The following is a 24900-nucleotide window of genomic DNA, read 5'->3' as shown; positions in this document are numbered from 1 at the left end:
GCGATGCAGTTCGGACGCACCTACGAGGAGTTCGAGGTCGGGGCGACGTACAAGCACTGGCCGGGCAAGACGGTCACGGAGTACGACGACCACCTGTTCTGTCTCCTCACCATGAACCACCACCCGCTCCACATGGACACCAACTATGCGGAGAAGACGACGGACTTCGGCAAGAACGTCGTCGTCGGGAACTACATCTACTCGCTCCTGCTCGGCATGTCCGTCCCCGACATCTCCGGCAAGGCGATCGCCAACCTGGAGATCGAGTCGCTCAAGCACGTGGCGCCGACCTTCCACGGCGACACGATCTACGGCCAGACGACCGTGCTCGACAAGTGGCCGTCCAAGTCGAAGAACGACCGCGGCATCGTCTACGTCGAGACCAAGGGCTACAAGCAGGACGGCACGCTGGTCTGCGTGTTCCGCCGCAAGGTGATGGTGCCGACCGAGACGTACATCAAGGAGCGCGGCGGCGAGCAGCCGGGCCGCCCCGAGCTGAAGCAGCAGGAGAAGTAGCCATGGCCCGTCTCGCCCAGACCGCCGGTCTGACGGACATCCAGCAGGAGATCCTCTCCACCGTCCGCGACTTCGTGGACAAGGAGATCATCCCGGTCGCGACCGAGCTGGAGCACCGCGACGAGTACCCGCAGCAGATCGTCGACGGCCTCAAGGAACTCGGCCTGTTCGGCCTGATGATCCCCGAGGAGTACGGGGGTCTGGGCGAGTCGCTCCTCACCTACGCCCTGTGCGTCGAGGAGATCGCCCGCGGCTGGATGTCGGTGTCCGGCATCATCAACACCCACTTCATCGTGGCGTACATGCTCAAGCAGCACGGCACGCAGGAGCAGAAGGACCACTTCCTGCCGCGCATGGCGGCCGGCGACATCCGCGGCGCCTTCTCGATGTCCGAGCCGGGCCTCGGCTCCGACGTGTCGGCCATCACCTCCAAGGCGGTCAAGGACGGCGACGAGTACGTCCTCAACGGCCAGAAGATGTGGCTGACGAACGGCGGAACGTCAAGTCTGGTCGCCGTACTCGTCCGAAGTGATGAAGGACACCCCGAGGGGACCGCGCCCCACAAGTCGATGACGACCTTCCTGGTCGAGAAGGAGCCCGGCTTCGGAGAGGTCCGCCCCGGCCTCACCATCCCCGGGAAGATCGACAAGATGGGCTACAAGGGCGTCGACACCACCGAGCTGATCATGGATGGCCTGCGGATTCCGGCCAATCGTGTGCTCGGCGGCGAGACGGGCCGAGGTTTTTACCAAATGATGGACGGAGTGGAGGTCGGCCGCGTGAACGTGGCGGCGCGTGGCTGCGGCGTCGCTCAGCGTGCGTTCGAGCTCGGCGTCCAGTACGCCCAGCAGCGTCATACTTTCGGCAAGCCGATCGCCCAGCACCAGGCCATCCAGTTCAAGCTGGCCGAGATGGCTACCAAGGTCGAGGCCGCCCATGCGATGATGGTGAACGCGGCACGCAAAAAGGACTCTGGGGAACGAAACGACCTTGAGGCCGGGATGGCGAAGTACCTCGCCTCCGAGTACTGCAAGGAGGTCGTGGAGGACTCGTTCCGGATCCACGGCGGCTACGGCTTCTCCAAGGAGTACGAGATCGAGCGCCTCTACCGCGAGGCTCCGATGCTGCTGATCGGTGAAGGTACCGCCGAAATCCAGAAAATGATCATCGGTCGCAGGCTGCTCGAAGAGTATCGGTTCCAGGGTTAGATGTCCGGATACGGGGTGTTTTCTTGGAGAAGAAGATCACACCCCGTCAGCACTCTTCGGTCGCCGACTCGGCTTCCTGGCTTGCCCAGTTGCGGCCCGCGACCGGTACGATCCCGGGAAAGCCGCCGTCCCCCGTTACAGCGCGGCATCATCCGCTACGAAGGTCATCCATGCCCCACAGCCAAACCTCTGCACCACGCGACAGCCGGGCCGGCGTACGCCTCGCGCGCGGAGCATCGCCGTGGCTTCTGCCGACCGTCGCCACCGCAGCCCTCAGCCTGGCCCGTGCGCGCCGCTCCGGCGTCGCCAAGGCCGTGGCCGTGCCCGCCACCGCGCTCGCGGCGGGCATGCTGTGGTTCTTCCGCGACCCCGAGCGCGAGATCGCCCAGGGCCGGGTCATCTCGCCCGCCGACGGTGTGGTGCAGAGCATCATGCCGTGGAAGGACGGCCGCACCCGCGTCGCGATCTTCATGAGCCCGCTCAACGTCCACGTCAACCGGGCGCCGCTCTCCGGCTCGGTCACGTCGGTCGAGCACATCCCCGGCGGGTTCGTTCCGGCGTTCAACAAGGAGAGCGAGAACAACGAGCGCGTAGTCTGGCATTTCGACACCGAACTCGGCGACATCGAGATGATCCAGATCGCCGGTGCGGTGGCCCGCCGCATCGTCCCCTACATCCCGCAGGGCACGAAGGTCGAGCAGGGCGACCGGATCGGTCTGATCCGCTTCGGCTCGCGCGTCGACATCTACCTGCCCGAGGGCGTGGACGTCGCGGTCGAGGTCGGTCAGAAGACCGTGGCTGGGGTGACTCGCATTGACCGTGATTGATCCTGATACCCAGGCGGGCTGGGTGCCCGAGGCCGACGAGGTGGACGAAGAGGAGGAGATGCCCCTCTCTCTCCGCCTCTCAATAGCGGACACCCTCACCCTCGGCAACGCCACGTGCGGCTTCATGGCGGTGTACTTCACCACCACCGGCATCCTGATCCCGCACCTCACGGGCGACCAGGAGACCGGCATGGCCCGCCACAGTGCGGCCACGGCGGTCATCCTGATGCTGTGCGCCGCGGTCTTCGACCTCTTCGACGGCCTGGTGGCGCGCAAGCTGCGCTCCTCCCCCATGGGCGCGGAGCTGGACAACCTGTCGGACCTGATCAGCTTCGGTCTGGCACCGGCGTACTTCGTCCTCGTCTACGGCATGGTCGCGGACGACGCGCATCAGCGGGTGGCTGCGGTCGGGGCAATCGTGGTGCTCTTGGCCGTGGTACTGCGTCTGGCCAGATTCTCGTGCGTGACCGTCCCGAACGGCATGTTCCAGGGCATGCCCTCGCCGTTCGGTGCGCTGACGGTGGTCTCGATCGTGCTCCTCGAGCTGCCCTTCGTGGCGACGCTCCTGGCGATCCTCGGTACGGCCTGGCTGATGGTGAGCCGGGTCGAGTACCCGAAGCCGCGGGGGCGTCTCGCGGTGGCGATGCTGTCCTGGATCGTCGTGTCGATGGGCCTGCTGGCGGCCTGGGCGTTCGACGCCCCGAGCGGTCAGCTGCTCCTCCAGACGGGGTGCGCGCTCCAGCTCGTCACCGGTGCGGTGATTCCCCTGTTCGCCACGGCTCGCCGGGTGAACAACTTCCGCGACAACCGGCGTGAGGCGCGGGCGGCTCAGCCGTAGCACTGCGTTGGCTTGGGCCCCGGACCCGGTTGGGTTCGGGGCCCTTTGCTATGCCTGCGCCCGGCGCTGGTGCGACCGCCCCTGGGGGCTGCCGCCCCCAGACCCCCGCTTTCGGCCTGAACGGCCTCGTCCTCAAACGCCGGACGGGCTGAAGTGCACTGACCGGCGCTGAGAAGTGCAGGCAAAATCAGCCCCTCCGGCGTTTGAGGAGCGGGGGTCCGGGGGCTGGCCCCCGGGACGGGACGGGTAGGGGCGGCGGGGGCGAGAAAAGCCCGGCCTCAGCTCAGGAAGTCCCGCGCGATCTGCTCCGCCACCCGCTCCAGGATCGGCCCCGCATCGGCGATGCACTTCGCCACGTCCGGCTCGACAGACGTCAGCGGGTACGCCCGTCGGATCCCCGCCCGCCCCAGCGCCTCCGGCTGCAGTGCGAGGCGGCCGCACACGGCGACGACCTCCTTGTCCGCGGCGCGTGCGGCGGCGGCGACGCCCGCCGGGGCCTTGCCGTGCAGGGTCTGCTCGTCCAGGGAGCCCTCGCCGGTGATCACCAGGTCCGCCCACTCCAGCGCCGGCGCAAAGCCGAGCACGTCGAGCATCACCTCGATGCCGGGGCGGAAACTGGCGCCGAGGAGCAGGGCGCCGTAGCCGATGCCGCCCGCCGCGCCCGCGCCCGGGGAGGCGGCGAACTCCGCCGCCTTCGCGCCGACCGCTTCCTCCAGCACCTTCGCGTAGTGCGCGAGAGCGGTGTCCAGGGCCTCCACGTCGTCCGGGGAGGCGCCCTTCTGCGGGCCGTAGACGGCGGGTGCGCCCTTCGGGCCGGTCAGCGGGTTGTCGACGTCGCTCGCCAGGACCAGTTCGACCGAGGCGAGACGGGGGTCCAGGCCGGACAGGTCGACGGAGGCGAGCTCGCTCAGGCCGCCGCCGCCCGGCGGGACCGGCTCCCCGTCGCCGTCGAGGAAACGTGCGCCCAGTGCGGACAGCATTCCGGCGCCGCCGTCGGTGGTCGCGCTGCCGCCGACGCCGAAGACGATCGTGCGCGCGCCCGCGTCCAGCGCGGCCCGCAGCAGTTCGCCGGAGCCGTACGTGGACGCCGTGAGCGGTGCGAAGACGCCGGCCGGCAGTCGCTGCAGCCCGCTCGCCTCCGCCATCTCCACGACCGCCGTGCCGCCGCGCAGCGCGAACGCCGCCGTCACCTCGTGGCCCAGCGGCCCCGCGACGCGCACCTCGCGCCGCTCGAAACCGGCCGCGACCGCCGCGTCCACGGTCCCGTCGCCGCCGTCGGCCACGGGCAGCGACTCCACCGGGAGCTCCGGGACGACCCGGCGCAGCCCGGCCGTCACCCGCTCGGCGACCTGCACGGCCGTCAGCGACCCCTTGAACTTGTCCGCGGCGATGAGCACGCGCTGTGTCACCTGTTTCCCCTTGCTCTCCGGGCCTCGCGCACGTCAAGGCCAGTCGCGCCGCTGCGACCTTAACCGGAGGACGCCCCCGCCGTCATGCCGTGACCGGAGCCTGGGACGCCGCTGGGTGCCTGCTGTGCGTGCCTTGCCGAACCCCGCGCAGTCGGCGCCCAAATTGGGTAAACCTTCAGCTATGACCCCTGTGGGCACTGAGTCAGAGCTCGCGGACCGCATCCTCGGGGGCTGGCTGGGCCGGATCTCGGGCAACATGCTCGGCAAGCCGGTCGAGCAGGGCGACCTGTGGACGCGGGACCGTATCGACCGCTATCTGCGGCAGGCCGCCGCCCTGCCCCTCACCGACTATCTCCCCGAGCCCGCCGACGAGAGCGACGGCTTCGAGCTGCGCCCGGAGTGGCGCCAGTGCGTGCGCGGCCGTATCCACGGCAGCTGCCGGGACGACGACGTCGACTACGCGATCCTCGGCCTGGACCTCCTGGAGACGCACGGCTTCGGCTTCAGCACCGAGCAGGTCGGCGAGCTGTGGCTGCTGCGGCTGCCGTATCTGCAGACCTTCACTGCGGAGCGGGCCACGTACCGCAACCTCACCAACGGGCTCAAACCGCCGCTGACGGCGACGTACGACAACCCGTACCAGGAGTGGATCGGCGCCCTGATCCGCGCCGACATCTACGGCTGGACCAGCCCGGGCGAACCGCGCCGCGCCGCCTCCCTGGCCCGCCGGGACGCGGTGCTGTCGCACACCGGCAACGGCGTGTACGGCGCGATGTGGGCGGCGGCGCTGATCGCGGCGGCCTTCACCGCGCCGACCGTGCGGCACGCGGTGGACCAGGCCCTGGCCGTCATCCCAGCGAGCAGCCGGCTCGCCCGTACCGTGCGGCGGGTCGTCTCCCTCCATGACACGCGGATGACCTGGGAGGACACGCTCACGACGGTGGGCGAGGAGACCGCCGGGCTCGGCTGGATCCACACCATCCCGAACGCCGCCGTACTCACCGCGGGCCTTCTGTACGGCGACGGCGACTTCACCCGCACCATCACGCTCACCGTCCGCGGCGGCCTGGACACCGACTCCAACGGGGCGACCGCCGGCTCGGTGGCCGGCGTACTGACCGGCGCGGACGCGATCCCGGCGCAGTGGAAGGAGCCGCTGGAGGACACCGTCCGCAGCGCGGTGTTCGGCTTCGACGGGGTGCGGATCAGCGAGCTGGCGGAGCGGACGGTGCTACTGGCGGAGGCGGAGATCTAGCTGCGCGAGCTGGTTACCCTTCCTCAATGACCACCACGCCAGACTTCGCCACGTACATCGCCGGTCTCCCCCGCATCCTCGCCGGCGCCGCCGCCCTCTTCCGCGACGCCGAGGGCCGGGTGCTGCTCGTCGAGCCCAACTACCGTGAGGGCTGGGCGCTTCCGGGCGGCACGATCGAGTCCGACGACGGCGAGACCCCGCGCCAGGGCGCGCGCCGCGAGACGCTCGAGGAGATCGGGCTCGACCGCGAACTGGGCCGGCTGCTGGCGGTGGACTGGGTGTACAAGCCGAGCTGGCCGCCGCTGGTTGCCTACCTGTACGACGGCGGAGTCCTCGGCGAGGACGACCTCAAGGCGATCCGCCTGCAGGAGGAGGAGCTCCTCTCCTGGCGCCTCGTCCCCCGCGAGGAGCTCGACGACTACCTGCTGGGCACCCTCGGCCCCCGCGTCCTGGCCGCCCTGGACGTCCTGGCGGAGGGTTCGGGTACGGCCGAGCTGGAGAACGGGCAGCGGGTGGCCTGACCGGGCGTCGGCTCACCCCTCGGGATCGCGGGGCTTGACGTCCACCTCGCGCAGACCCTCGTCCCGCGCGGCAACCCGGGCCTCGGTCCGGTGGCCGCGCTCGATGTAGTCGCGGACGACGAGCTCGACGGCGTCCTGGGGGTTGCCGACGCCCGCGAGGACCATGACTTCCACGACAAGTTCGGCATCGAGCGAGACGTTGACCTTTGCCATGGCCGGACGCTAGCACCTGAGGCCGCGCACGAATATCCGTTCGCCCCACTCGGTGGGCCGCCCTACCCTCGGTGACATGACCAAGCCCCTCGTTGCCATCCTGAGCGGCGCCGGGATCTCGACGGACTCCGGAATCCCCGACTACCGCGGCCCCAACGGCCTGTGGCGGCGGGATCCCGAGGCCGAGAAGCTCGTGACGTACGAGTACTACATGGGCGATCCGGAGATCCGGCGGCGGTCCTGGCAGATGCGGCGGGGGAACCGCACGCTCAAGGCCGAGCCCAACGCCGCGCACCGGGCCGTGGCCGAACTGGAGCGGACCGGGGTGCCCGTGCGGGTGATCACGCAGAACGTCGACGGGCTGCATCAGCTCGCCGGAATGCCCGCCCGCAAGGTGCTCGAACTGCACGGCAGCGCACGGAGTTTCGTGTGCACCGGGTGTCATGCCAGGGGGCCGATGCAGGACGCGCTCGCCCGGGTCGAGGCCGGAGAGGAGGATCCGCCGTGCCTGGAGTGCGGAGGGATTCTGAAGTCGGCGACCGTGATGTTCGGGGAGCGGCTCGATCCGGTGGTGCTGGGTGAGGCTGTCGCGATCACCAAGGCGTGTCAGGTGTTTGTCGCTGTGGGGAGCAGTCTGCAGGTGCAGCCCGCGGCCGGGCTCGCCGGTGTCGCCGCCGATCACGGGGCCCGGCTCGTCATCGTCAACGCCGAGGCGACGCCGTACGACGAACTCGCCGACGAGGTGATCCGGGAGCCCATCGGCACGGCGCTGCCGACGCTGCTGCGCCAACTCGGCTCGGCACAGTCCTAAGGGCGGATCCCGTCGCACGAGATGGGCAGCTGCCGCGGCCCGCGCAGCACGGCGTTCTGGCGGTACGGGGGCGGGTCCTCCAACAGACGTGGGTTTTCCAGCCTCCGGGCCAGTTCCGACAGGGCGAACTGGGTCTCCAGCCGGGCGAGCGGTGCGCCGAAGCAGCTGTGGATGCCGCTGCCCAGGCCGAGGTGCTGGATGTCCCGGCGGTCCGGGTCGAAGCGGTCGGGGTCCTCGAAGCGCTGAGGGTCGCGGTTGCCGGACGCCAGGACCAGCCAGAGGGAGGCGCCCTTGGGGATGGTGACGCCGCGGACCTCGATGTCGGCGAGGGTGGTGCGCTGGGGCACCAGTTGCACCGGCGGCTCGAAGCGGAGCAGCTCCTCGACGAGGGGCACGGCCAGCTGCGGATCCGTACGAAGTCGCTCGAGGACTTCGGGATGGCGTAGCAGGGTCAGCATTCCGTTGGTGATGAGGTTGACGGTGGTCTCGTGCCCCGCGATCAGCAGCAGTGCCGCGGTGCTGAGCAGTTCCATCGTGGTCATCGGGCCGTCCTCGCCCTTGGCCGTGGCCAGTTGGGAGAGCATGTCGTCGCCGGGATTCCTGCGGCGTTCCTCGATCAGGCCGGCCAGGTACATGCCCAGCTGCATCCGGGCGTCGTGCGCGCCCTTGCCCCGCTCGGTGGGGTCCGCGTCCGGGTCGGGGTCCAGGCTCGCTGCCAGAGTGTCCGCCCAGGTGTGGAAGCGCGCCTCGTCCTCGCGCGGCACCCCGAGCAGCCGGCAGATCACGGTCACCGGGAAGGGGTACGAGAACTGCTCCACGAGGTCGATCCGGCTCGGGTCGGCGATGCCGTCGATGAGGCCGGAGACGATGTCGCGCAGCTCTGCGCGCATCCCGTCGACGCGGTGCGGGGAGTGCGGCGGGCCGAAGGGCCGGTTCGTCATGCGGCGCATCCGGTCGTGTTCCGGCGGGTCGAGCCGCAGGAACCCGGGGGGCAGGGCGCTCTCCTCCTGGGCCGGCTGGGCCAGCGGGTCGCCGGTGGTCGAGGCCAGGTTGCGGGCGTCGGAGCTGATCCGCGGATCGTGCAGGAGGCTGCGGATCTCGTAGTAGGTGCTGATGACGTACGGCCCGTCGGCTTCGTGGTGCACCGGCGACTTCCGCAGCTCTTCGTAGAGCGGGTACGGGTTGGCGCGGTTGGCGTAGTCCAGGATCTGGTGCAGCAAGGATTGCGTCATGGCGGGTCCTCGTGGCCGTACGGGTCAGTGCACGGGGGTGAACGTCATCCGGCGGTCGGCCGGCGCATATCCGCCGAGGGTCACGGTGGGGCCGTGGGTGGGGACCGACGGGTCCGGGAAGTCGGCGTCGAGCGGCCGCTGTCCGTCCGGGCGCCGGTCGACCGTGGGGAACGGCGGCGGGAACGGCGCGGTGGTCTCGATCAGCTCCTGGTAGAACGGCAGCCATCGGCCCTGGTCGAAGGTCACCGCGCCGATGACGCGCCCCTGGTACCCGTAGACGCCGACGAACCGGTGGTCCTTGAGGGATCCCTGCGAGATGAGGATCTCCGTCCCCAGCGACGGCACCCCGACCGACTTGATGTTCACCCCGAACTGCGAGGACCAGAAGGCCGGCACCTCCAGGTGGGGGATGCGGTCGGCGCTCTCGCTGAGCATGTTGTGCGCCGCGATCCGGGCCTGGGAGACGGCGTTGCCCCAGTGCTCCAGGGACAGGAACTGGTAGCCGAACAGGGGGTGCGGGCAGCGTGCGACGTCGCCTGCCGCGTAGATGTCGTCGGTGACGATTCCGCGGATGTCGAAGGCGCGGCAGCCTGCGTCGCAGGCGATGCCTCGGGGGCCCGCCCCGAGTCCGGATCCGGCGAGCCATTCGGTGTTGCGGGTGGCGCCGAGCGAGACGATCACCACGTCGGTCTCCACGGTGGAGCCGTCGGACAGATGCGCGGCGCGCACCCGTCCCGAGGCATCGCCCTCCAGCGCGGTCACCATGACCCCGCACCGCAGGTCCACACCGTGCTCGCGCTGCATCTCGGCGGCGACCGCGCCGGTCACTCCGCCGAGTGCGCCGACCAGGGGTGCCGAGCCGCGCTCGGCGACGGTGACGGCAAGGCCTCGTTCGCGGCAGGCGGAGGCGATCTCCGAGCCGGTGAACCCGGCCCCGATGACCAGGATCCGCTTGGGGCCCGCGTCGAGCCGCCGCGCGAACGCGGCGCTGTCGTCGGCGGTCCGCAGCACGAAGACGCCGTCGAGTTCCGCCTCGGCCTCATGCGGCCACGGTCGCGCCTTGACCCCGGTGGCGATCAGCAGCCGGTCGTACGGCACCTCGTCACCGTCGGCCAGCCGCACCCGCCGTGCGGCCATGTCCAGGCCGGTGGCCGGGACGCCGAGTCGCCAGGTCGCGTCGACCGAGCGAAGCCTGGGCAGCGCAGTGTGGTTGGCGGCCGCCCTGCCCAGCAGCACCTGCTTGGAGAGCGGGGGCCGGTCGTACGGCTCGTGGGGCTCGTCGCCGATCATGGTCAGGGAGCCCGCGAAGCCCTCGGCCCGCAGGGTTTCGGCAGCGCGCAGGCCGGCCAGCGAGGCGCCTACGACGACGATGCGGCCCTCGCGTTTGAGGCGTTCCAGGGATCCGTCACCGAGCACCGGACACCGCCTCGGCCGGTACGTCCACCGCATCGACGAGGATGGCCTGGACCGGGCACGCCGCGGCGGCCTGGGCCAGCTTCGCGCGCTGCGACTCGTCGGCCTCCGGGTCGTACAGCAGCGCCTCCTCGCCGTGCATGGCGAAGATCTCGGGGGCGAGGAACGCGCACTGCGCATACCCCTGACAGCGGTTCAGGTCGACGGCAATCCTCACCACGGGATCGGTCCTCTCCAACGGCCCGGTCGGCCCCCTGCGACCACCCTCGGTGGCCGGACGGGATGCGGCGACGAGAGGGAGACCGTTCGAGTGAGCGGTGCGGTCGACTCAGGTCGATGTGGCCGGCTGTGTCCGGGCGGGCCGCCGGCCCCGCAGGATGTTCACGCTGAGGAGCAACGCCCAGGCGGGGAAGACCAGTTCGGACCAGGGCACGCTCGCTCCCACCACGAGCAGCGCAAGGCCCGCCAGATAGCCGACGGCGATGAGCGGGCGCGGAAGGGCGCCGCTTCGGCGGCCGATGGTCGAGGTCGTGATGATGAACACCGCCGCCATCCTCAAGGCGTACGTGGTCAGCAGCACGTAGACGAAGTGCCGGCCGAAGGGAGGGTGCTGCTGACTCTCGTCGAGCACGGTTCCGGCCGCCGCGGCAGCGCCGAACAGGGTGGCGACGAAGACCAGGCCGCTGCCCAGGAACACGGTGGAGAAGAACCGGTCCTCGCCCTCACCGGCCTGCTCGCGCAGTGCGCCCATGAACCACAGGAAGGCGATCCCGGCGAACGGGAGCAGCTCCAGCGCCGTCCGCACGGCGCTCCGCTGTGCGGCATCCACGGTCGTCTCGCCCCCGGCGGTGCCGTCGGGCAGAGCGATGCGCATCAGCACGATCGCCGCGGCCAGCAGGACCGCGAACACCACTCCGGCCACCCCGGCGGCCCAGGGTGTCGCGAGGCGCTCGTGCTTTCGCTGCATGGTCTCCCGCTTTCTGCCCGGTCCCCCTTCCTACAGACACCAGCGATCCAGGGACTCGCGCCACCGGGGTCACTCGGGAGGAAGACCGCGGTGCGCCATACAGGCCATGGCTGGTGCTCGGATGCGGGCCGCAGGCGGCTGCACCGGCCGAGCGCGGAGAGCGGCCTCTAGGCCCGGCCGACGTCCACCTGAACCACCCGCACGCCCGCTTCCTCCAGCGCCATGCAGGTCGCCGCGTCCGACGAGCCGTCGGTCACGACGATGTCCAGGTCCTCGGGACCGCAGATCTTGACCATGCCCGTGCCGGGGAACTTGGTGCTGTCCGCGAGGAGTGCCACCTTGTCGCCGGCGGCGATCATCGCGCGCCTGGCGGGCACCTCGGCGACCGTCGTATCCATGACCTGACCACCGGCGCGGACGCCGCAGGCGCCCATGAAGAGCCAGTCGGCGTGGACCTGGCGGAGGTTGTCCTCGGCCATGAAGCCGTCCAGCATGCGCGATTCGCGGATGACCATGCCGCCGAGCAGCATGAGTTCGATGTTCTCGTCCGGGACGAGTTCCTCGTACACCACGAGGTTGTTGGTGATCACGGTGATGCGCCGCCCGTGCAACTGGCGGGCCAGCCGGTGGACCGTCGTGCCCGAGTCGAGGATGACCGACTGGCCTTCCTCGATCATCTCGGCGGCCCGGGCAGCTATCGCGTCCTTCTCGCGCACCTGCGCTTCGGCGGCCTCGGCGAACGGCGCGGGTTCCTCTTCGATGACCGCTCCCCCGTGGACCCGGGTGAGCAGTCCGTCCACTTCCAGCTTGAGGAGGTCACGACGGACGGTCGCGGCACTGGCCCCCAGCCGGCCGGAGAGGTCCGTCACGGTGACGGTACCGCCGGATCTCAACGCCTGCATGATGAGTTGGTGTCGTTGTTCGGCCAGCACGCAACGGACACTACACGGCACCGCGTCGGCGCGGTTGAGCAGCTAGAACAGGGCCGCTGCGCTCTCGAAGTCCAGCAGGCGCTGCTTGCGGTCCAGGCCGCCGCCGTAGCCCGTCAGGCTGCCGTTGGCGCCGACGACGCGGTGGCAGGGGACGATGATGCCGATGGGGTTCCTGCCGTTGGCGAGGCCTACGGCGCGGGAGGCTGACGGGTTGCCGAGTGCGTCGGCCAGGTCGCCGTACGAACGGGTCTCGCCGTAAGGGATCTTGCGGAGTTGGTCCCAGACGCTGCGCTGGAACGGGGTTCCGTGCAGGCGGAGTTCGACGGTGAACTCTTTCAACTCGCCTGCGAAGTAGGCCTTGAGCTGCTCCTCCGATTCGTCGAAGAGCGTGTCGTCCCGGAGGCCGAAGGTCTCCTCCGGTGGGCGGTGGCGCTGGTCGGTCATGTAGAGGCCGCACAGAGTGCCGTCTTCGGCTACCAGGGTCAGGGGTCCGTACGGGCTGTCGATCACGGTGTGATGCTTCATGGCGGTCATGGTGAACGTCCTTATACCGGAAGGAAGTTGATCGGGTGGCTGTCGGTCGCCCAGAGGTACTGGACCGCGTAGGCCCGCCAGGGGCGCCAGGCCGCCGCGCGGGCGGTGAGGGCCGCAGGGGTGGAGGGGAGGCCCAGTTCCTGGGCGGCGCGGCGGATTCCGAGGTCGGTGGGGAGGAAGGCGTCGGGGTCGCCGAGGGCGCGCATGGCGATGACGTCGACGGTCCAGGGGCCGAAGCCGGGGAGGGCCAGGAGCTTGGCGCGGGTTTCGGGCCAGTCGCTCTCCGGGCCCAAGTGGACTGTTCCGTCGGCGAGTTGGCGTACGAGGGTGGTGAAGGTCGTGCGGCGGGTGCGGGGCATGGCCAGGGTCTCGGGGTCGAGGGCGGCGAGTGCCTCGGGGGTGGGGAAGAGATGGGTGAGGCCGCCCTCGGGGTCGTCGAGCGGGTCGCCGTGTGCCGTGACCAGGCGGGACGCGTGGGTGCGGGCGGCGGCCGTGGAGACCTGCTGGCCGAGTACGGCTCGTACGGCGAACTCCGCCTCGTCGACCGTGCGCGGGACGCGCCGCCCGGGGGCCTTGTCGACCAGCGGCGCGAGGAGGGGGTCCGTGCGGAGCTGGTCGTCGATCGCGACCGGGTCGGCGTCCAGGTCGAGCATGCGGCGGCAGCGGCTGATGGCGACGGGCAGATCGCGCAGGTCACTGAGGGTGAGGCGGCAGGCGATGTGGTCGGGCTCGGGGGTCAGCGTCGCGATGCCGTGGCCGTACGGGAGGCGGAGGGTGCGGCGGTAGGCGCCGTCCCGCCACTCCTCCACTCCGGGTACGGCGGTCGCCGCGAGGTGGCCGAAGAGGTTGTCGGGGTTGAGGGGGGTGCGGAAGGGCAGGCGGAGGGTGAGCGTGCCCGGGGTGGCGACCTGCGGGTTCTGCTTCTTGGGCAGCCGGGCCCGCAGTTCGCTCGGGGCCAGGGCGAAGACCTCGCGCACGGTGTCGTTGAAGGAGCGGATCGAGGAGAAGCCGGCGGCGAAGGCGATCTCCGCCATCGGCAGTGGGGTCGTCTCGATCAACAGGCGGGCCGTTTGGGCGCGTTGGGCGCGGGCCAGGGCCAGGGGGCCGGCGCCGAGTTCGGCGAGCAGCTGGCGTTCGATCTGGCGGGTGCTGTAGCCGAGGCGGGCGGCGAGGCCGGGTACGCCGTCGCGGTCGACGACGCCGTCGGCGATCAGCCGCATCGCGCGGGCCACGAGGTCGGCGCGCTGGTTCCACTCCGGGGAGCCCGGGCTGGCGTCCGGGCGGCAGCGCTTGCAGGCCCGGAAGCCGGCCTGCTGGCAGGCGGCGGCGCTCGGGTGGAAGACCATGTTCTCGGGCTTGGGCGGTACGACCGGACAGCTGGGCCGACAGTAGATCCGGGTCGTCAGGACCGCCGTGAAGAACCATCCGTCGAAGCGGGCGTCCTTGGACTGGACGGCGCGTACACAGCGCTCTCGGTCGGTGTGCATCCCGTTCTGCATGCCTCCAGCATCGGCGATGGGCGGGACCCGGGCTGGCGAGAATCCGACATCAACCTTGTGTGGGCTGGAGCGGTCCGGATCGCCCTACGCTGCCTTCCATGACCCATGAAGGGCAGCAAGGGCGGCAGGGGCGGCAGCGGATGTGGCCGCTGTACGCGGCCGGGTTCACCACCGCGTTCGGCGCGCACGGTATCGCCGCGAACCTCGGGGGTGCCGGGAAGGGCGCGGTCACCTCGCTGCTCGTCCTGGGCGGTCTGCTCGCGCTCTACGACGGGGCGGAGGTGCTGCTGAAGCCCGTGTTCGGCACGGTCGCCGACCGGGTCGGGGCGCGGCCGGTGCTGCTCGGCGGGCTGGTGGCGTTCGCCGCCGCATCCGCGCTGTACGTGCTCGCGGACAGCCCGGAGTGGCTGTGGGCCGCGCGGCTCGGGCAGGGGGCGGCGGCGTCCGCGTTCTCGCCGGCCGCGTCGGCGCTGGTGGCCCGGCTCAATCCGGCGGCCAAGCACGGGCGGGTCTTCGGGAGTTACGGCTTCTACAAGTCCGTCGGCTACACGCTGGGGCCGCTGCTGGGCGGGCTGCTGGTGTGGGCGGGCGGGCTGCGGCTGCTGTTCGCCGTACTGGCGGTGCTGGGTGCCGTCGTCGCGGTGTGGGCGCTGGTCGCCGTGCCCGTCGTACCGCCGCTGCCCCGCGCCCGGCAGACCGTGCTGGATCTGGCGCGGCGGCTGACGGACCCGGCGTTTCTCGTGCCGACGGCGGCGCTCGCGGGGGCCACCGCCGCGCTCTCGGCCGGGGTGGGTTTTCTGCCGGTGTCCGGTGCGGTGGCGGGGCTCGGGACGGTGGCGACGGGCGCCGCGGTGTCGGTGCTGGCCGGGTGCGGGGCGGTCGTACAGCCGCGCGCGGGGCGGGCGTTGGACGCGGGGCGGCTCACCGCGGGCGCCGGGCTCACCGCCGGGCTGCTGCTCGCGGCGACCGGCCTGGTCTGCGCGATGCTGCCCGGCCTGACCGGCGTCCTCCTCGCCGCCGCCCTCATCGGCACCGGCACGGGCCTGATCACCCCGCTCGGCTTCGCGACCCTGGCCTCGGCGACCCCGCCGGAACGGCTCGGGCAGACGATGGGCGCGGCGGAACTCGGGCGCGAACTGGGGGATGCGGGCGGGCCGTTGCTGGTGGCGGGGGTGGCGGCGGCAGCGACCCTGACGTATGGCTTCGGGGCGTTGGCGGTGGTGTTGGGGTGCGTGGCTGTGGGTGTTGCGGCGGGGGTACGGAGGGGGATGGCCGGGGCGCGTTGACGCGGGAGCCGGGCCGACCGCATGAGGGAAACAGCTCGCAAACGCCGTCTGCCTGGCGCAGCTCCCGCCTTACGTCAGCACGCTCCGCAGAAGCTGCAGCAGATCCCCCGTCGCGTCCGCCGCGCCGAGTGCCGGGAGGACCCCGAGGGCCAGTACCGCCACGGCGATCGGGCGCAGGTGGGGCGGCGGGGCCGACTGCAGGGCGGCGACGCGGCGGGTGACGGCGCGGTCGGAGAAGTGCAGTGCGCAGCCGGGGCGGTGGGCGACGAGGGCGGCTCGGGCCAGCGCCCGGGCCGTGGTCCGGCGGTCACCGACCGTGCTGGCGGCCTGTTCGTCGGCCCAGCGTTCCACCAGGTAGGCGACCGTCGTACGCACCGGCCCGAGCAGCGGGTTCGCCGCCGCGGCAAGGGTGACGGCGTGGACGAGCAGGGCGTGACGGTGGGCGAGGTGGGCGCGCTCGTGGGCGAGCAGGACGCGGCGTTCGGCGGGGCGCAGCGCGGCGAGCATCGCGGAGGTGACCAGGATCCGGCCCGGGGTTCCGGGCACCGCGAACGCCTGCGCGGTCGGCGAGGCCGCGACGACGAGTTCGGTGCCGTCCGGGTGGCCCTCGCACAGACGGCGCAGGGTGCGGCGGGTGGCACGTTCGGCGCGGACCGCCCGCAGGACCCGGCAGGCGGCGACCACGAGAACCGCGAAGGCGGCGAGCGCGACGATCTCGGGGACCGGATCGGGCAGCACCTGGCCGTCCTCGCGGGCGTCGGCGACGACCGGCGGGGCCTCGTCAACGAGCGTGACGGTCAGCAGGACCAGCGCCCAGGTCGTGGCGCCCGCGGCGAGTACGGCGGCCGCGGTCAGGGCCCGGGCCGCCGGAGCGGGCGCGAGGCGCAGGCCGACCTGCGGGCTGACGACGGCGAGCAGCAGGGACAGCAGGAGCGGGGTGTAGACGTCGATCCTCATGGCCCGCTCCGCCTCCTTCGTCTGCTGCTTCTGCGCCTCCTGGTGAAGCCGGCGCGCCTCATGAACCCCCTGCCGGTGTCGCTGCCGCCGCCTCACGCACCGCTCTCGCCGAGGAGTGCACGCAGCGCGGCCTCCTCCGCCGGGCTCAGGCCCGTGACGAACTGCTGGAGGGCGGCTATCGGGTCGGGGCCGCGGTCCAGGGCCTGGTGCATGGCCTCGGCGGTCATCTGTGCCGCGTTCTTCAACGGGCGGTAGGCGCCGCGCCGGCCGTCGGCGTCCCGCAGGACGAGGCCCTTGTCGTGCAGTCGCCGCAGGATCGTGTGCACGGTGTTGTAGGCGAGATCGCCGCCGAGGTCGGTCTGGATCTCGGCCGGGGTGAGTGCCCGGTCCGTCGCCCACAGGGTGGCGAGGACCTCGCTCTCCAGCTCGCCGGGGCTGCGTCGCTCGCCCCTGCCGCGAGGAGTCGTGCCTGCCATGGCCACCACCTTACGGTGCGTAGGGTCCGGCGGTCACCAAGTCGTACCCGACCCTTACCCGGCTCCGGTTTCACCCCCACCTACACCCTGTAGGGTCGGATCAACCCTACAACTTGTAGGGCTGGATGGGTGAACGATGACGAGGATTTCCGACGCCGCCCCGACCCGCGTCACGGAGCACGGGCCACCGCCGGCCGCCCGGCCGCCGTGGCGCACCGCGGGCGAGTGGTGGCCGGCGGCCGTGGCGGCCGCCTTCACACTGCTCCAACTCGCCCTGGTACGGCCCGGAATGGGCCTGGGCTGGGACGAGACGGTGTACGTCAGCCAGGTGAGCACACACGCCCCGGCGGCGTTCTTCAGTGCTCCGCGCGCCCGCGGCATCACTCTGCTGGTCGCCCCCGTCGCCTCCTGGTCGTCGTCCACCGCGCTGCTGCGGGTGTACCTGGCGGTCCTGTCGGGGCTCGGTCTGTACTGGGCCCTGCGAGCCTGGCGGGGACTGTTCTCGGTACGGGTGCTCGCAGCCGGCGGCGCGCTGTTCGCCTCACTGTGGATCACCCTCTTCTACGGCCCGCAGGCCATGCCCAACTACTGGGTGGCCGTGGGCGCGTCGGCCACCGTGGCCTTCTTCCTGCACGCCCGGGCCGACCGTACCCGGCGCGGCGCGCTGTGGGGCGTGGCCGCGGGCGCGGCGCTGATGGCGTGGATGCGGCCCACGGACGCGGTCTGGGTCACGCTTCCGCTGCTCGCGCTCCTGCTGTTCGTCCGCCCCCGCCGCCACCTGCGGCTGCTGCTGGCCCTGGTCACGGGCCTCGCGGCGGGGGCGACCGAGTGGATCGTCGAGGCGTACGTCGACTACGGCGGCGTCGGCGCCCGGCTGTCCGCCGGCTCCCGCATCCAGGGCGGCCTGGGCCTGCACAACGCCGTCACCGACCAGCTGCGCAGCCTCGGCGGACGTGCCCTGTGCCGCCCGTGCACCGGGGCGATTCCGAGCGCGCCGGTGATCGCCTGGTGGTTCGTCCTGCCGCTGCTCGCCGCCGCCGCGCTGGTGATCGCGGTACGGGCCCGCCGTACGGCCGCCACGCTGCTGCCGCTGGCCTGTGCCGTGACCGCGGCGGTGCCCTATCTCTTCCTGATCGCCTATGCCGCACCCCGTTTTCTGCTGCCCGCGTACGCCCTGCTCGCGATCCCGGTCGCGGACGCCCTGGCCCGCCTGGTCACCGCGCCGGCCGGGCGTCTGCGGGCGGTGACCGTGACGCTGGTGGCCGTGGGGCTCGCGGGCCATCTGGCCGTACAGTTCGCCGTGTTGGAGCGCGCCGTGTCCCGGACCACCGCCGACCACCGGGTCTGGGGCCGTACCGCCGCGGACCTGCGCCGTCTCGGCATACGCCCACCGTGCCTGGTCACCGGCGCCCAGTCCGTGCCGGTCGCCTTCGACGCCGGCTGCGCCTCCGCCCACACCGGCGGCCACGACGCCAACACCACCGGCCCGGAACTCGCCCGGACCGCGAACCGGATGCCGGTCGTCCTCCTCACGACACACCTCGTCCACCCGCCGCCCTACGCCCGCAACTGGCAGCCCCACAGCCTGACGGGCGGCTATGCCTACCTCGCTCCAGCTGCCGTACAACCAGCAGAACGGCACCACCCATGAGTGCCCAGGTTGCAGCGCCCAAAAGGGGCGCGGGGAACTGCGCGACCAGCCACGACGGCGCCGCAGACGAAAGACGACGGATCGCGGCACAACCCGCGGAGCGCTTCGCGCCGTGGCAGACCGTGGTCGCGCTCGTCATGGCCGTGGGCGCGGTCGGTCTCGCCGCCCGGCACTGGCCCGTACTGGACTCGGGTGTCGACCGGCTGGCCGTCGCCGACCGGTCCTGGCTGCTGCTGGCGGCCCTGCTCACCCTGCTGACCTGGGGGTGCGCGGCGCTCGCGCAGCAGGGCGCGGTGGGGGAGGTGCTGCCTGCCGGGCGGCTGGTGACGGTGCAGTTCGCGGCGTCCGCGGCGAACCATCTGCTGCCCGCCGGACTCGGGGCGGGCGCGGTCAATCTGCGGTTCCTGATGCGCTGCGGGCTGGCATCCGGCCGGGCGGCCACGGCCCTCGCGGTCAAGTCCACCGCGGGGGCCGTCGTGCGGATCGCCCTGATCGCGGTGCTCGCCCTGGCCTGCCCCGGCGTTCTGCGGCTGCCGTCGGTGGGCGGGCCGAAGCTGCTCGTCGGTGCGCTGGCGGCGGGAGCGGCCGTGCCCCTGGCCGTCCTGCTGGCGCGGCGGACGAGGCTGCGGCGCGCAATGGCCTGCGCGGCGGCCGATGTACGTGCCGTCCACGAGAACCCTCGACGCGCGGCGGCCCTGTGGGGCGGCTCGCTGGCCTTCGCGACCCTGCACACGGGGGTGGTGATCGCCGTCGTCCACGCCCTGGACGTACCGCTGCCCGCAGGGCGGGTCGCGCTCGCCTACCTCGCCGCGAGCAGCGCCGCCGTCCTGCTGCCGACCCCCGGCGGCCTCGGCTCCCTGGACGCCGCGCTCGCCTGGGCGCTGACAACGGCCGGTGCCCCGGGCTCGGCGAGCGTGTCGGTGGTGCTCGGCTACCGATTGCTGACCGTCTGGCTGCCGCTGGTGCCGGGGCTGCTGGTGCTGGCCGGACTGGTCCGTTCGAGAGCCCTGTGACGGCACCGCAGTCAGGATGCGTTCAGGTTTCCAGTGACAGCGTCGGCCGCATGACATCAGATACGTCTGGGACAACTGAGGCCACTGCGGCGTATGCGCACGGCACCGCCGACGCGCCGCCCACCCGCCGCCGATCACGCCTGCGTTTGAACAAGGTTCCCGAAGTCACCGTATATTTCTGGGTGATCAAGGTGTTGTGCACCACCGTGGGCGAGACGGCGGCCGACCTGCTGAACGAGAAGGCCGGGCTGGGCCTGACCGGTGTGTCGCTGCTGATGAGCGCGCTGCTCGCGGTGGTGCTGGTCGTCCAGTTCCGCACGAACGCCTACCGGGCCGGTGTGTACTGGCTCGCCGTCGCCCTGATCAGCGTCGTCGGCACCCTCGTCAGCGACAACCTGACCGACAACATGGGCGTGCCGCTGGAGACCACCACCACGGTGTTCGCGGTCCTGCTGGCAGTCGTGTTCGTCGCCTGGTACCGCAGCGAGCGCACCCTGTCCATCCACAGCATCGACACCACCCGCCGGGAGTCCTTCTACTGGCTCGCGGTCCTGTTCACCTTCGCCCTCGGCACATCGGCCGGTGACCTGGTCGCCGAGCGCATGGACCTCGGGTACTGGATCTCCGCCGTGCTGTTCGCGCTGGCCATCGCCGCGGTCGCCGTCGCGCGTTTCGCGCTCGGCCTGAACGCGGTGTGGAGCTTCTGGATCGCCTACGTCCTGACCCGCCCTCTGGGCGCCTCGGTCGGCGACTACCTCTCTCAGCCCACCGGGGACGGCGGACTGGGCCTGGGCACCGTGGTGACGAGCGCGCTGTTCCTCACGGTGATCCTCGGCCTGGTCGTCTTCCTCGTGATCACCCGCAAGGACGTCACCAAACCCGACGAACAGGAGCTACAGGCCGCATGACCCACCAACCCCCCACACAAGCGGCGGAGTCGACGGTCCTCACCGACGTCGACGCCGCCGCCGGCCGTCGCGACGTACTCAAGAAGCTCCCGGAGGTCACCCTGGCCTTCTGGATCATGAAGATCGCGGCGACCACCCTCGGCGAGACGGCCGGCGACCTCTTCTCGCAGACCCTCAAGCTCGGCTACTTCCTGACCACGATCGCCCTGTTCGTGGTCTTCGTCGTGACGTTGGTCGTCCAGCTCAGGTCGCGGCGCTACAACCCGTTCTTCTACTGGACCGTCATCCTGTCGACCAGCATGGCCGGCACCACGATGTCCGACTTCATGAACCGCGACGCCAGCGCCAAGTACCTCTCGGGCGGCGCCACTTCGCTGGGCTGGGGGCCGCAGGGCCTGGGCATCGGCTACCCGGCGGGCGCCGCGATCCTGGTCACGATCCTGATCGTCATCTTCGCCGTGTGGAAGCTGACCGGGATGACGTTCGTCATCCGGGACATCGTCAGCTTCCGCGGAGAGGCGCTGTTCTGGTCGGCGATCCTCGTCTCCAACACGCTCGGCACCTCCATGGGCGACTTCCTCTCCGACAGCTCCGGCCTCGGCTACGCCGGTGGCGCGCTGCTCGTGGCCGGGGTGCTCGCCGTCCTCGTCGCTCTGATGAAGGTGCCCGCAGTGCCGAACGTGCTGCTGTTCTGGTTCGCGTTCGTGCTCACCCGGCCGCTCGGTGCGACGGCCGGCGACTTCCTCACCAAGCCCGTCGCCAAGGGCGGCCTCGACCTCGGCACGGCGGGATCGTCCGCCGTGCTGCTGGCCGTACTGGTCGGGCTGATGGGCTACGCCCACGCGCGCGAGCGGCGTCCCGCGGGCGGGGTCAGCCGGACGGCAGTCTGACCACGAAGCGTGCACCAGGGGTGAGTTCGGGGTCGTAGGAGACCTCGCCCCCGGCGGAGCGGGCCAGGCGCCGCGCCAGCGGCAGCCCCAGGCCCGCTCCGCCGTGTCCGTCGTCCGGGTCGGCGCGTCGGCCGGGCTGGAAGAGCTGTCCGGCGAATGCGGGCGGCACGCCCGGTCCGTCGTCCGTGACCCAGATGCGTACGCCGCCTCCGTCCCGGTCCGCGCGCAGGGTGACGCTCGACCGGGCGTACCGCAGGGCGTTGGCCAGGAGCGGGCTGACGATCCGTTCCAGGAGGGCGTCCTGCACGCCGGCCTCCAGCCGTGCGTCCGTGCCATCGGCGACATACGTGCCTGCGCCCTCGACCGTGACCGTCACGTGGTCGGGGGCGTCCGACTGTTCGGCGAGGCGGCGCAGGGTGGGCAGGACCGGGGCGGTGCCGGGGGCGGAGGTGGTCGCGTCCTCGCGGGCGCTGTTCAGGAGGGTGTCGCAGATGGTGCGCATCGACTCGGCGGCATCGGCGATCGTCTCGTGCACGGCCCTGGTCTCGGCCGCCGCGCGCGGGCGCGAGCGGTACCAGTCCAGCTCGGCGACGATCCGGCTGAGCGGAGTGCGCAACTCGTGCGAGAGCTCGCCGGTCAGCTGCCGCTCGTGCCGCAGCACCGCGCGGATACGGTCCAGAAGAGCGTCCAACGACGCGCCCAGACGGGCCAGTTCGGCGGGGCGCTCCGCGCTGCCGAACCGTTCCTCGGAAGCCACCGCGCTCCACTGGGTCGCCTGGTCGGTCATCGTCCCGACGGGACGCAGCGCGCGTCCCACCGCCAGCCGGGTCAGGGCGTAGGTGCAGGCGAGCATCACTGCGTCCAGGGCGAACGAGCCCAGCAGCAGGGCGTCGGCCGAACTGCGGTACGGGGACAGGTCCAGGGCCGTGACGATGGTGGCCGCGTGCTGTGCGCCGGGGACGGGCTCGGAGCACAGGCGGACGGGACTCGTGCCGTGGCCCGAGGCGGTGACGCACTGCCGTCCGCCTTGGCGGGCCAGTCCTTCGGCGACCTGGGTGAGCCGGCCGGCGGAGGGCGGTCGTTCCAGCAGCCGCGAGCCGGCGTAGATCCACACGTTCGCGTCCAGGAGCCGGTCGTTGACGGTCTCCAGGACCCGCACCCGCGGGCCGCCGGTGTCGACGGTGGTGGCGACGGCGGCGGCCCGGGTGCGCAGTTCGTCGTCCGCCTGGCGCTGCAGGTGGTGGCGGACCACGGTGTTGAAGACCACGGTGAGGATGACCATGAGGAGGGCGGCGGTGGTGAGGGCAACCAGGGAGAGCCGGCCGCGCAGGGTGCGGGGGACGAGACGGGGACGGAGCGCGGTCATGACAGCCGATGTCCGATGCCGCGTGCGGTGCCGATCGTCACGTCGCTGCCCGCCTCGCGCAGCTTGCGGCGCAGCCGGGTCAGGTACTGGTCGAGGGTGTTGTCACTGACCTGGGCGCCCTCCGGCCAGCCCGCCCGGACGAGTTCGCGACGGCTCACGATCTCGCCGGGGGCTGCCATCAGGGGGGCCAGCAGCCGGAACTCCGTGGGAGTGAGGTCCACCTCGGTTTCGCGCACGCGCAGGCAGTGCCGCACGGCGTCCAGTACGAGGTCGCCGGTCGCGGGGCGGGACGGGGGCGCGGCGCGCTTGAGTGCCGCGCGCAGCCGGGCGGCGAGCTCCACCAGGTGGAAGGGCTTGGGCAAGTAGTCGTCACCGCCCGCCGAGAACCCGGACAGCCGGTCGGTCAGGCCCTGCCGTGCGGTCAGAAAGATGACGGGCGCCACGAACCCGTTCGCCCGCAACGCCTGACACACGTCCCGCCCGTCCGCATCCGGCAGCCCGACATCCAGCACAGCCGCGGCCACCCCGTCCCCCGCCAGCCGCAGCGCGGTCGCACCGTCGGCCGCCGGCACCGTGGCAAAGCCCTCGTCCCGCAGGCCGCGCAGCAACACATCACGCAGGGCGTGATCGTCCTCGACGACCAGGATCTTGGGGGGCATGGTCCTCCATCGGGGGGCGTGCGTCGGCGGTTGTGGGGTGGGCGGGCGTTGTGGGTGGGGCGTGGGGCGTGGGGGTGGAGTTTCTTAGGGCGGGGGCGGGGCGGGGGTGTCCGAGGGTGGGGGTGAGTCCGGGCCCGCAGCATCCGTAGGTGGGGGTGGTCGGCAGTGTTCGCGGGCGAGGACGAACCGGAACCGTCCGCAGACGGGGACAGGCCGGAAGTGCCCGAAAACGAAGCCGCACCGGAGCTCCCCGCAGGCAAGGACGAGTCCGGACCGTCCACAGACGAACACACACCAGAAGCACCCGAAGACGAAAGCGCACCGGAGCTGCCCGCAGGCAAGGACAGGCTCGAAGCGTCCATAGACGAACCCAGGCCAGGACAGCCCGCCGACGAACGCAGACCCGGGGTGTCCGAACGCAAGGGCGGGCCGGAAGCGTCCGAGGGCCGGGGCGGCCCGGAAGCGTCCGAAGGCAGAGGCGAGTCGGGAGCACCCGAAGGCAGAGGTGAGCCGGAAGCCTCAGGCGCCGTAGCCGCACCGGGCGCCCCACGGCCACCGCGCCCAGTCGACTCCGCGGGCAGCCCCCGTGCCAAGCCCCACCACCACAGGCTCAGCCAGGTGGCGGCGAGCAGCCAGCCGCCGATGACGTCGCTGGCCCAGTGCACCCCGAGGTACACGCGGGTGACGCCGACCGCGGCCGCCCAGCACACCGCGAGCGTGCAGGTCGTGCGGGCGAGGTCCGGGCGGGCGCGGCGGGTCACCGCCCAGCACAGCAGGCCGGCGGTGAGGGCCGATGTGGTGGCGTGACCGGAGGGGAACGCGAAACCGGACGCATGCGTCGCCCAGTCGGCAGGGGCCGGGCGGGACCGCGCAAACAGTTCCATCAGCCCGGTGCGGACCAGTTGACCGGCGATCAGCACGACCAGGGCGCCGACGACTGCGCGGAGCCGCTCACCTGCGGTGCGCCCCGCGATCAACCCGGCGATCACGACGACCACGTACGGCCAGGGGCCCGTACCCGTCGCGGTGATCCCGCGCGCAAGCGCCACCGCCTCCGGGGGCCGGTGCGCGAGCCCCCACGCGTGGGCCGCCCCGTCCCCCGGCAGGGGAGCGCCGTGGCGCACGGCCACCGCGGTCGCGAGGGCGGCGAACAGCAGGGCGCAGACGGCTGCGAGCAGCACCGGGCGTCGCCCGGTCCGGTTCACCATGGGGCCTTGTCCGCTGCGGTCGGCGCTCGGCTCTCGTCCGCTCGGGTTCGTGCGCGGCCGCCCGGCAGGATCGCGCGCCTGCGCATGGTGCACCGCCCACCGCCGCCCCTCCCCGGCGGCCGGCCCTCGAGCCGAACGCCGGGCTACTCGCGCAGCCTCTCCGCCGTGCCCGGCGCCTCCACCGGATCCGACAGCAGACCCGCCGCGCCCAGCACGCCCACCGCGCCCAGCAGCTCCACCAGCCCCGACAGCACCCCCACCTCCCCCAGCACTGGCATCACGCCCAGTAGCACCGCCAGCCCCGACCCCAC

The 24900-nt window shown here is 71.9% G+C and carries 26 protein-coding genes and 1 pseudogene; 12 read left to right on the top strand and 15 right to left on the bottom strand.

All coding sequences use genetic code 11. From position 1 onward, the window contains the following. The first annotated feature begins 3 nt into the window (after window positions 1-3). From ACFY10_RS11770 to pssA, 4 genes are all read left to right on the top strand, one after another. The gene (locus ACFY10_RS11770) at window positions 4-516 is read left to right on the top strand and encodes a MaoC family dehydratase (RefSeq protein ID WP_062716551.1); all 513 of its coding nucleotides are present in this window, start codon (window positions 4-6) and stop codon (window positions 514-516) included. Window positions 517-518: 2 nt separating this feature from the next. Continuing rightward, window positions 519-1724 (top strand): acyl-CoA dehydrogenase family protein, encoded by a 1206-nt coding sequence (locus ACFY10_RS11765; RefSeq protein WP_390664882.1) that lies wholly within the window; start codon window positions 519-521, stop codon window positions 1722-1724. Between the two features lie 170 nt (window positions 1725-1894). After that, a complete protein-coding gene (locus tag ACFY10_RS11760) occupies window positions 1895-2551 on the top strand; it encodes a phosphatidylserine decarboxylase (protein ID WP_390664946.1) in 657 nt (218 codons plus the stop codon). Between the two features lie 22 nt (window positions 2552-2573). Beyond that, window positions 2574-3389 (top strand): CDP-diacylglycerol--serine O-phosphatidyltransferase, encoded by an 816-nt coding sequence (gene pssA / locus ACFY10_RS11755; RefSeq protein ID WP_266525837.1) that lies wholly within the window; start codon window positions 2574-2576, stop codon window positions 3387-3389. A gap of 278 nt (window positions 3390-3667) precedes the next feature. On the opposite strand, the gene ACFY10_RS11750 is transcribed toward pssA, so the two are convergent. Further along, on the bottom strand, window positions 3668-4786 hold the full coding sequence (locus ACFY10_RS11750; protein ID WP_390664945.1) for a glycerate kinase: 1119 nt from the start codon (window positions 4784-4786) through the stop codon (window positions 3668-3670). A 193-nt stretch (window positions 4787-4979) separates the two neighbouring features. Here ACFY10_RS11750 and ACFY10_RS11745 point away from each other — a divergent pair, with 193 nt between their 5' ends. Further along, window positions 4980-6053: an ADP-ribosylglycohydrolase family protein gene (locus ACFY10_RS11745; protein WP_390664881.1), complete on the top strand. Its 1074-nt coding sequence runs from the start codon at window positions 4980-4982 to the stop codon at window positions 6051-6053. 26 nt (window positions 6054-6079) lie between these two features. Continuing rightward, window positions 6080-6574 carry an NUDIX domain-containing protein gene (locus ACFY10_RS11740; protein WP_390664880.1) on the top strand — a complete coding sequence of 165 codons (495 nt, stop codon included), beginning with the start codon at window positions 6080-6082 and terminating at the stop codon, window positions 6572-6574. Window positions 6575-6586: 12 nt separating this feature from the next. On the opposite strand, the gene ACFY10_RS11735 is transcribed toward ACFY10_RS11740, so the two are convergent. Further along, a complete protein-coding gene (locus tag ACFY10_RS11735) occupies window positions 6587-6787 on the bottom strand; it encodes a type II toxin-antitoxin system VapB family antitoxin (RefSeq protein WP_390664879.1) in 201 nt (66 codons plus the stop codon). Between the two features lie 76 nt (window positions 6788-6863). Between ACFY10_RS11735 and ACFY10_RS11730 the strand changes: the two genes are divergently transcribed. Further along, on the top strand, window positions 6864-7598 hold the full coding sequence (locus ACFY10_RS11730; RefSeq protein WP_390664878.1) for an NAD-dependent deacetylase: 735 nt from the start codon (window positions 6864-6866) through the stop codon (window positions 7596-7598). On the opposite strand, the gene ACFY10_RS11725 is transcribed toward ACFY10_RS11730, so the two are convergent. The 7 genes from ACFY10_RS11725 to ACFY10_RS11695 form a co-directional block, all read right to left on the bottom strand. After that, on the bottom strand, window positions 7595-8830 hold the full coding sequence (locus ACFY10_RS11725) for a cytochrome P450 (protein ID WP_390664877.1): 1236 nt from the start codon (window positions 8828-8830) through the stop codon (window positions 7595-7597). The genes ACFY10_RS11730 and ACFY10_RS11725 overlap by 4 nt on opposite strands. A 24-nt stretch (window positions 8831-8854) precedes the next feature. Next, window positions 8855-10279, bottom strand: a complete 1425-nt coding sequence (locus ACFY10_RS11720) for an NAD(P)/FAD-dependent oxidoreductase (RefSeq protein ID WP_390664876.1) — start codon at window positions 10277-10279, stop codon at window positions 8855-8857. Further along, window positions 10236-10460, bottom strand: a complete 225-nt coding sequence (locus tag ACFY10_RS11715) for a ferredoxin (protein ID WP_390664944.1) — start codon at window positions 10458-10460, stop codon at window positions 10236-10238. Before ACFY10_RS11715 ends, ACFY10_RS11720 begins: the two co-directional genes overlap by 44 nt. Window positions 10461-10571: 111 nt before the next feature. Beyond that, entirely contained in the window at window positions 10572-11210 is a 639-nt protein-coding gene (locus tag ACFY10_RS11710) for a hypothetical protein (RefSeq protein WP_390664875.1), read from the bottom strand. Window positions 11211-11377: 167 nt separating this feature from the next. Next, window positions 11378-12142, bottom strand: a complete 765-nt coding sequence (locus tag ACFY10_RS11705) for a DeoR/GlpR family DNA-binding transcription regulator (RefSeq protein ID WP_390664874.1) — start codon at window positions 12140-12142, stop codon at window positions 11378-11380. A 42-nt stretch (window positions 12143-12184) separates the two neighbouring features. Then, window positions 12185-12667, bottom strand: coding sequence for a methylated-DNA--[protein]-cysteine S-methyltransferase (locus tag ACFY10_RS11700; protein WP_390664943.1), 483 nt, complete (start codon window positions 12665-12667; stop codon window positions 12185-12187). Between the two features lie 20 nt (window positions 12668-12687). After that, window positions 12688-14175 (bottom strand): AlkA N-terminal domain-containing protein, encoded by a 1488-nt coding sequence (locus ACFY10_RS11695; RefSeq protein ID WP_390664873.1) that lies wholly within the window; start codon window positions 14173-14175, stop codon window positions 12688-12690. A gap of 140 nt (window positions 14176-14315) precedes the next feature. Here ACFY10_RS11695 and ACFY10_RS11690 point away from each other — a divergent pair, with 140 nt between their 5' ends. After that, on the top strand, window positions 14316-15461 hold the full coding sequence (locus tag ACFY10_RS11690) for an MFS transporter (RefSeq protein ID WP_390664942.1): 1146 nt from the start codon (window positions 14316-14318) through the stop codon (window positions 15459-15461). Window positions 15462-15530: 69 nt separating this feature from the next. On the opposite strand, the gene ACFY10_RS11685 is transcribed toward ACFY10_RS11690, so the two are convergent. Together ACFY10_RS11685 and ACFY10_RS11680 are read right to left on the bottom strand one after the other, a co-directional pair. After that, a complete protein-coding gene (locus tag ACFY10_RS11685) occupies window positions 15531-16418 on the bottom strand; it encodes a M56 family metallopeptidase (RefSeq protein ID WP_390664872.1) in 888 nt (295 codons plus the stop codon). A 92-nt stretch (window positions 16419-16510) separates the two neighbouring features. Then, complete coding sequence (locus ACFY10_RS11680; protein WP_390664871.1) at window positions 16511-16894, bottom strand: BlaI/MecI/CopY family transcriptional regulator; 384 nt, start codon at window positions 16892-16894, stop codon at window positions 16511-16513. Between the two features lie 136 nt (window positions 16895-17030). On the opposite strand from ACFY10_RS11680, the gene ACFY10_RS11675 reads away from it, so the two are divergent. The 4 genes from ACFY10_RS11675 to ACFY10_RS11660 are packed head-to-tail and all read left to right on the top strand — an operon-like array spanning window position 17031 to window position 21356. Beyond that, on the top strand, window positions 17031-18545 hold the full coding sequence (locus tag ACFY10_RS11675) for a hypothetical protein (RefSeq protein WP_390664870.1): 1515 nt from the start codon (window positions 17031-17033) through the stop codon (window positions 18543-18545). Continuing rightward, entirely contained in the window at window positions 18542-19558 is a 1017-nt protein-coding gene (locus ACFY10_RS11670) for a lysylphosphatidylglycerol synthase domain-containing protein (protein WP_390664869.1), read from the top strand. The genes ACFY10_RS11675 and ACFY10_RS11670 overlap by 4 nt, the downstream gene beginning before the upstream one ends. Before the next feature lie 50 nt (window positions 19559-19608). Beyond that, on the top strand, window positions 19609-20466 hold the full coding sequence (locus ACFY10_RS11665) for a hypothetical protein (RefSeq protein ID WP_390664868.1): 858 nt from the start codon (window positions 19609-19611) through the stop codon (window positions 20464-20466). Continuing rightward, window positions 20463-21356, top strand: coding sequence for a hypothetical protein (locus ACFY10_RS11660; protein WP_390664867.1), 894 nt, complete (start codon window positions 20463-20465; stop codon window positions 21354-21356). Before ACFY10_RS11665 ends, ACFY10_RS11660 begins: the two co-directional genes overlap by 4 nt. Here the strand turns inward: ACFY10_RS11660 and ACFY10_RS11655 are convergent. The 4 genes and pseudogenes from ACFY10_RS11655 to ACFY10_RS11640 form a co-directional block, all read right to left on the bottom strand. Then, window positions 21337-22722, bottom strand: coding sequence for a sensor histidine kinase (locus ACFY10_RS11655; protein ID WP_390664866.1), 1386 nt, complete (start codon window positions 22720-22722; stop codon window positions 21337-21339). The genes ACFY10_RS11660 and ACFY10_RS11655 overlap by 20 nt on opposite strands. Then, on the bottom strand, window positions 22719-23381 hold the full coding sequence (locus ACFY10_RS11650; RefSeq protein WP_390664865.1) for a response regulator transcription factor: 663 nt from the start codon (window positions 23379-23381) through the stop codon (window positions 22719-22721). The genes ACFY10_RS11655 and ACFY10_RS11650 overlap by 4 nt, the downstream gene beginning before the upstream one ends. Window positions 23382-24037: 656 nt before the next feature. Further along, a pseudogene (locus ACFY10_RS11645) lies at window positions 24038-24265 on the bottom strand (phosphatase PAP2 family protein); the annotation flags it as partial. 467 nt (window positions 24266-24732) lie between these two features. Further along, entirely contained in the window at window positions 24733-24867 is a 135-nt protein-coding gene (locus ACFY10_RS11640; protein WP_390664864.1) for a hypothetical protein, read from the bottom strand. Between the last annotated feature and the right edge of the window lie 33 nt (window positions 24868-24900).

Source organism: Streptomyces sp. NPDC001401 (assembly GCF_042895385.1).
GTDB lineage: Bacteria > Actinomycetota > Actinomycetes > Streptomycetales > Streptomycetaceae > Streptomyces.
This window is presented reverse-complemented; position numbering and strand designations above follow the sequence as displayed.

Excerpts from the sequence above, each read along its gene's own strand:
- ACFY10_RS11770 (WP_062716551.1), top strand. The coding sequence starts at position 4 with ATGCAGTTCGGACGCACCTACGAGGAGTTCGAGGTCGGGGCGACGTAC.
- ACFY10_RS11765 (WP_390664882.1), top strand. The coding sequence starts at position 519 with ATGGCCCGTCTCGCCCAGACCGCCGGTCTGACGGACATCCAGCAGGAG.
- ACFY10_RS11760 (WP_390664946.1), top strand. The coding sequence starts at position 1,895 with ATGCCCCACAGCCAAACCTCTGCACCACGCGACAGCCGGGCCGGCGTA.
- ACFY10_RS11745 (WP_390664881.1), top strand. The coding sequence starts at position 4,980 with ATGACCCCTGTGGGCACTGAGTCAGAGCTCGCGGACCGCATCCTCGGG.
- ACFY10_RS11740 (WP_390664880.1), top strand. The coding sequence starts at position 6,080 with ATGACCACCACGCCAGACTTCGCCACGTACATCGCCGGTCTCCCCCGC.
- ACFY10_RS11735 (WP_390664879.1), bottom strand. The coding sequence starts at position 6,787 with ATGGCAAAGGTCAACGTCTCGCTCGATGCCGAACTTGTCGTGGAAGTC.
- ACFY10_RS11730 (WP_390664878.1), top strand. The coding sequence starts at position 6,864 with ATGACCAAGCCCCTCGTTGCCATCCTGAGCGGCGCCGGGATCTCGACG.
- ACFY10_RS11725 (WP_390664877.1), bottom strand. The coding sequence starts at position 8,830 with ATGACGCAATCCTTGCTGCACCAGATCCTGGACTACGCCAACCGCGCC.
- ACFY10_RS11720 (WP_390664876.1), bottom strand. The coding sequence starts at position 10,279 with ATGCGGTGGACGTACCGGCCGAGGCGGTGTCCGGTGCTCGGTGACGGA.
- ACFY10_RS11710 (WP_390664875.1), bottom strand. The coding sequence starts at position 11,210 with ATGCAGCGAAAGCACGAGCGCCTCGCGACACCCTGGGCCGCCGGGGTG.
- ACFY10_RS11700 (WP_390664943.1), bottom strand. The coding sequence starts at position 12,667 with ATGAAGCATCACACCGTGATCGACAGCCCGTACGGACCCCTGACCCTG.
- ACFY10_RS11695 (WP_390664873.1), bottom strand. The coding sequence starts at position 14,175 with ATGCAGAACGGGATGCACACCGACCGAGAGCGCTGTGTACGCGCCGTC.
- ACFY10_RS11690 (WP_390664942.1), top strand. The coding sequence starts at position 14,316 with ATGTGGCCGCTGTACGCGGCCGGGTTCACCACCGCGTTCGGCGCGCAC.
- ACFY10_RS11685 (WP_390664872.1), bottom strand. The coding sequence starts at position 16,418 with ATGAGGATCGACGTCTACACCCCGCTCCTGCTGTCCCTGCTGCTCGCC.
- ACFY10_RS11680 (WP_390664871.1), bottom strand. The coding sequence starts at position 16,894 with ATGGCAGGCACGACTCCTCGCGGCAGGGGCGAGCGACGCAGCCCCGGC.
- ACFY10_RS11675 (WP_390664870.1), top strand. The coding sequence starts at position 17,031 with ATGACGAGGATTTCCGACGCCGCCCCGACCCGCGTCACGGAGCACGGG.
- ACFY10_RS11670 (WP_390664869.1), top strand. The coding sequence starts at position 18,542 with ATGAGTGCCCAGGTTGCAGCGCCCAAAAGGGGCGCGGGGAACTGCGCG.
- ACFY10_RS11665 (WP_390664868.1), top strand. The coding sequence starts at position 19,609 with ATGACATCAGATACGTCTGGGACAACTGAGGCCACTGCGGCGTATGCG.
- ACFY10_RS11660 (WP_390664867.1), top strand. The coding sequence starts at position 20,463 with ATGACCCACCAACCCCCCACACAAGCGGCGGAGTCGACGGTCCTCACC.
- ACFY10_RS11655 (WP_390664866.1), bottom strand. The coding sequence starts at position 22,722 with ATGACCGCGCTCCGTCCCCGTCTCGTCCCCCGCACCCTGCGCGGCCGG.
- ACFY10_RS11650 (WP_390664865.1), bottom strand. The coding sequence starts at position 23,381 with ATGCCCCCCAAGATCCTGGTCGTCGAGGACGATCACGCCCTGCGTGAT.
- ACFY10_RS11640 (WP_390664864.1), bottom strand. The coding sequence starts at position 24,867 with ATGCCAGTGCTGGGGGAGGTGGGGGTGCTGTCGGGGCTGGTGGAGCTG.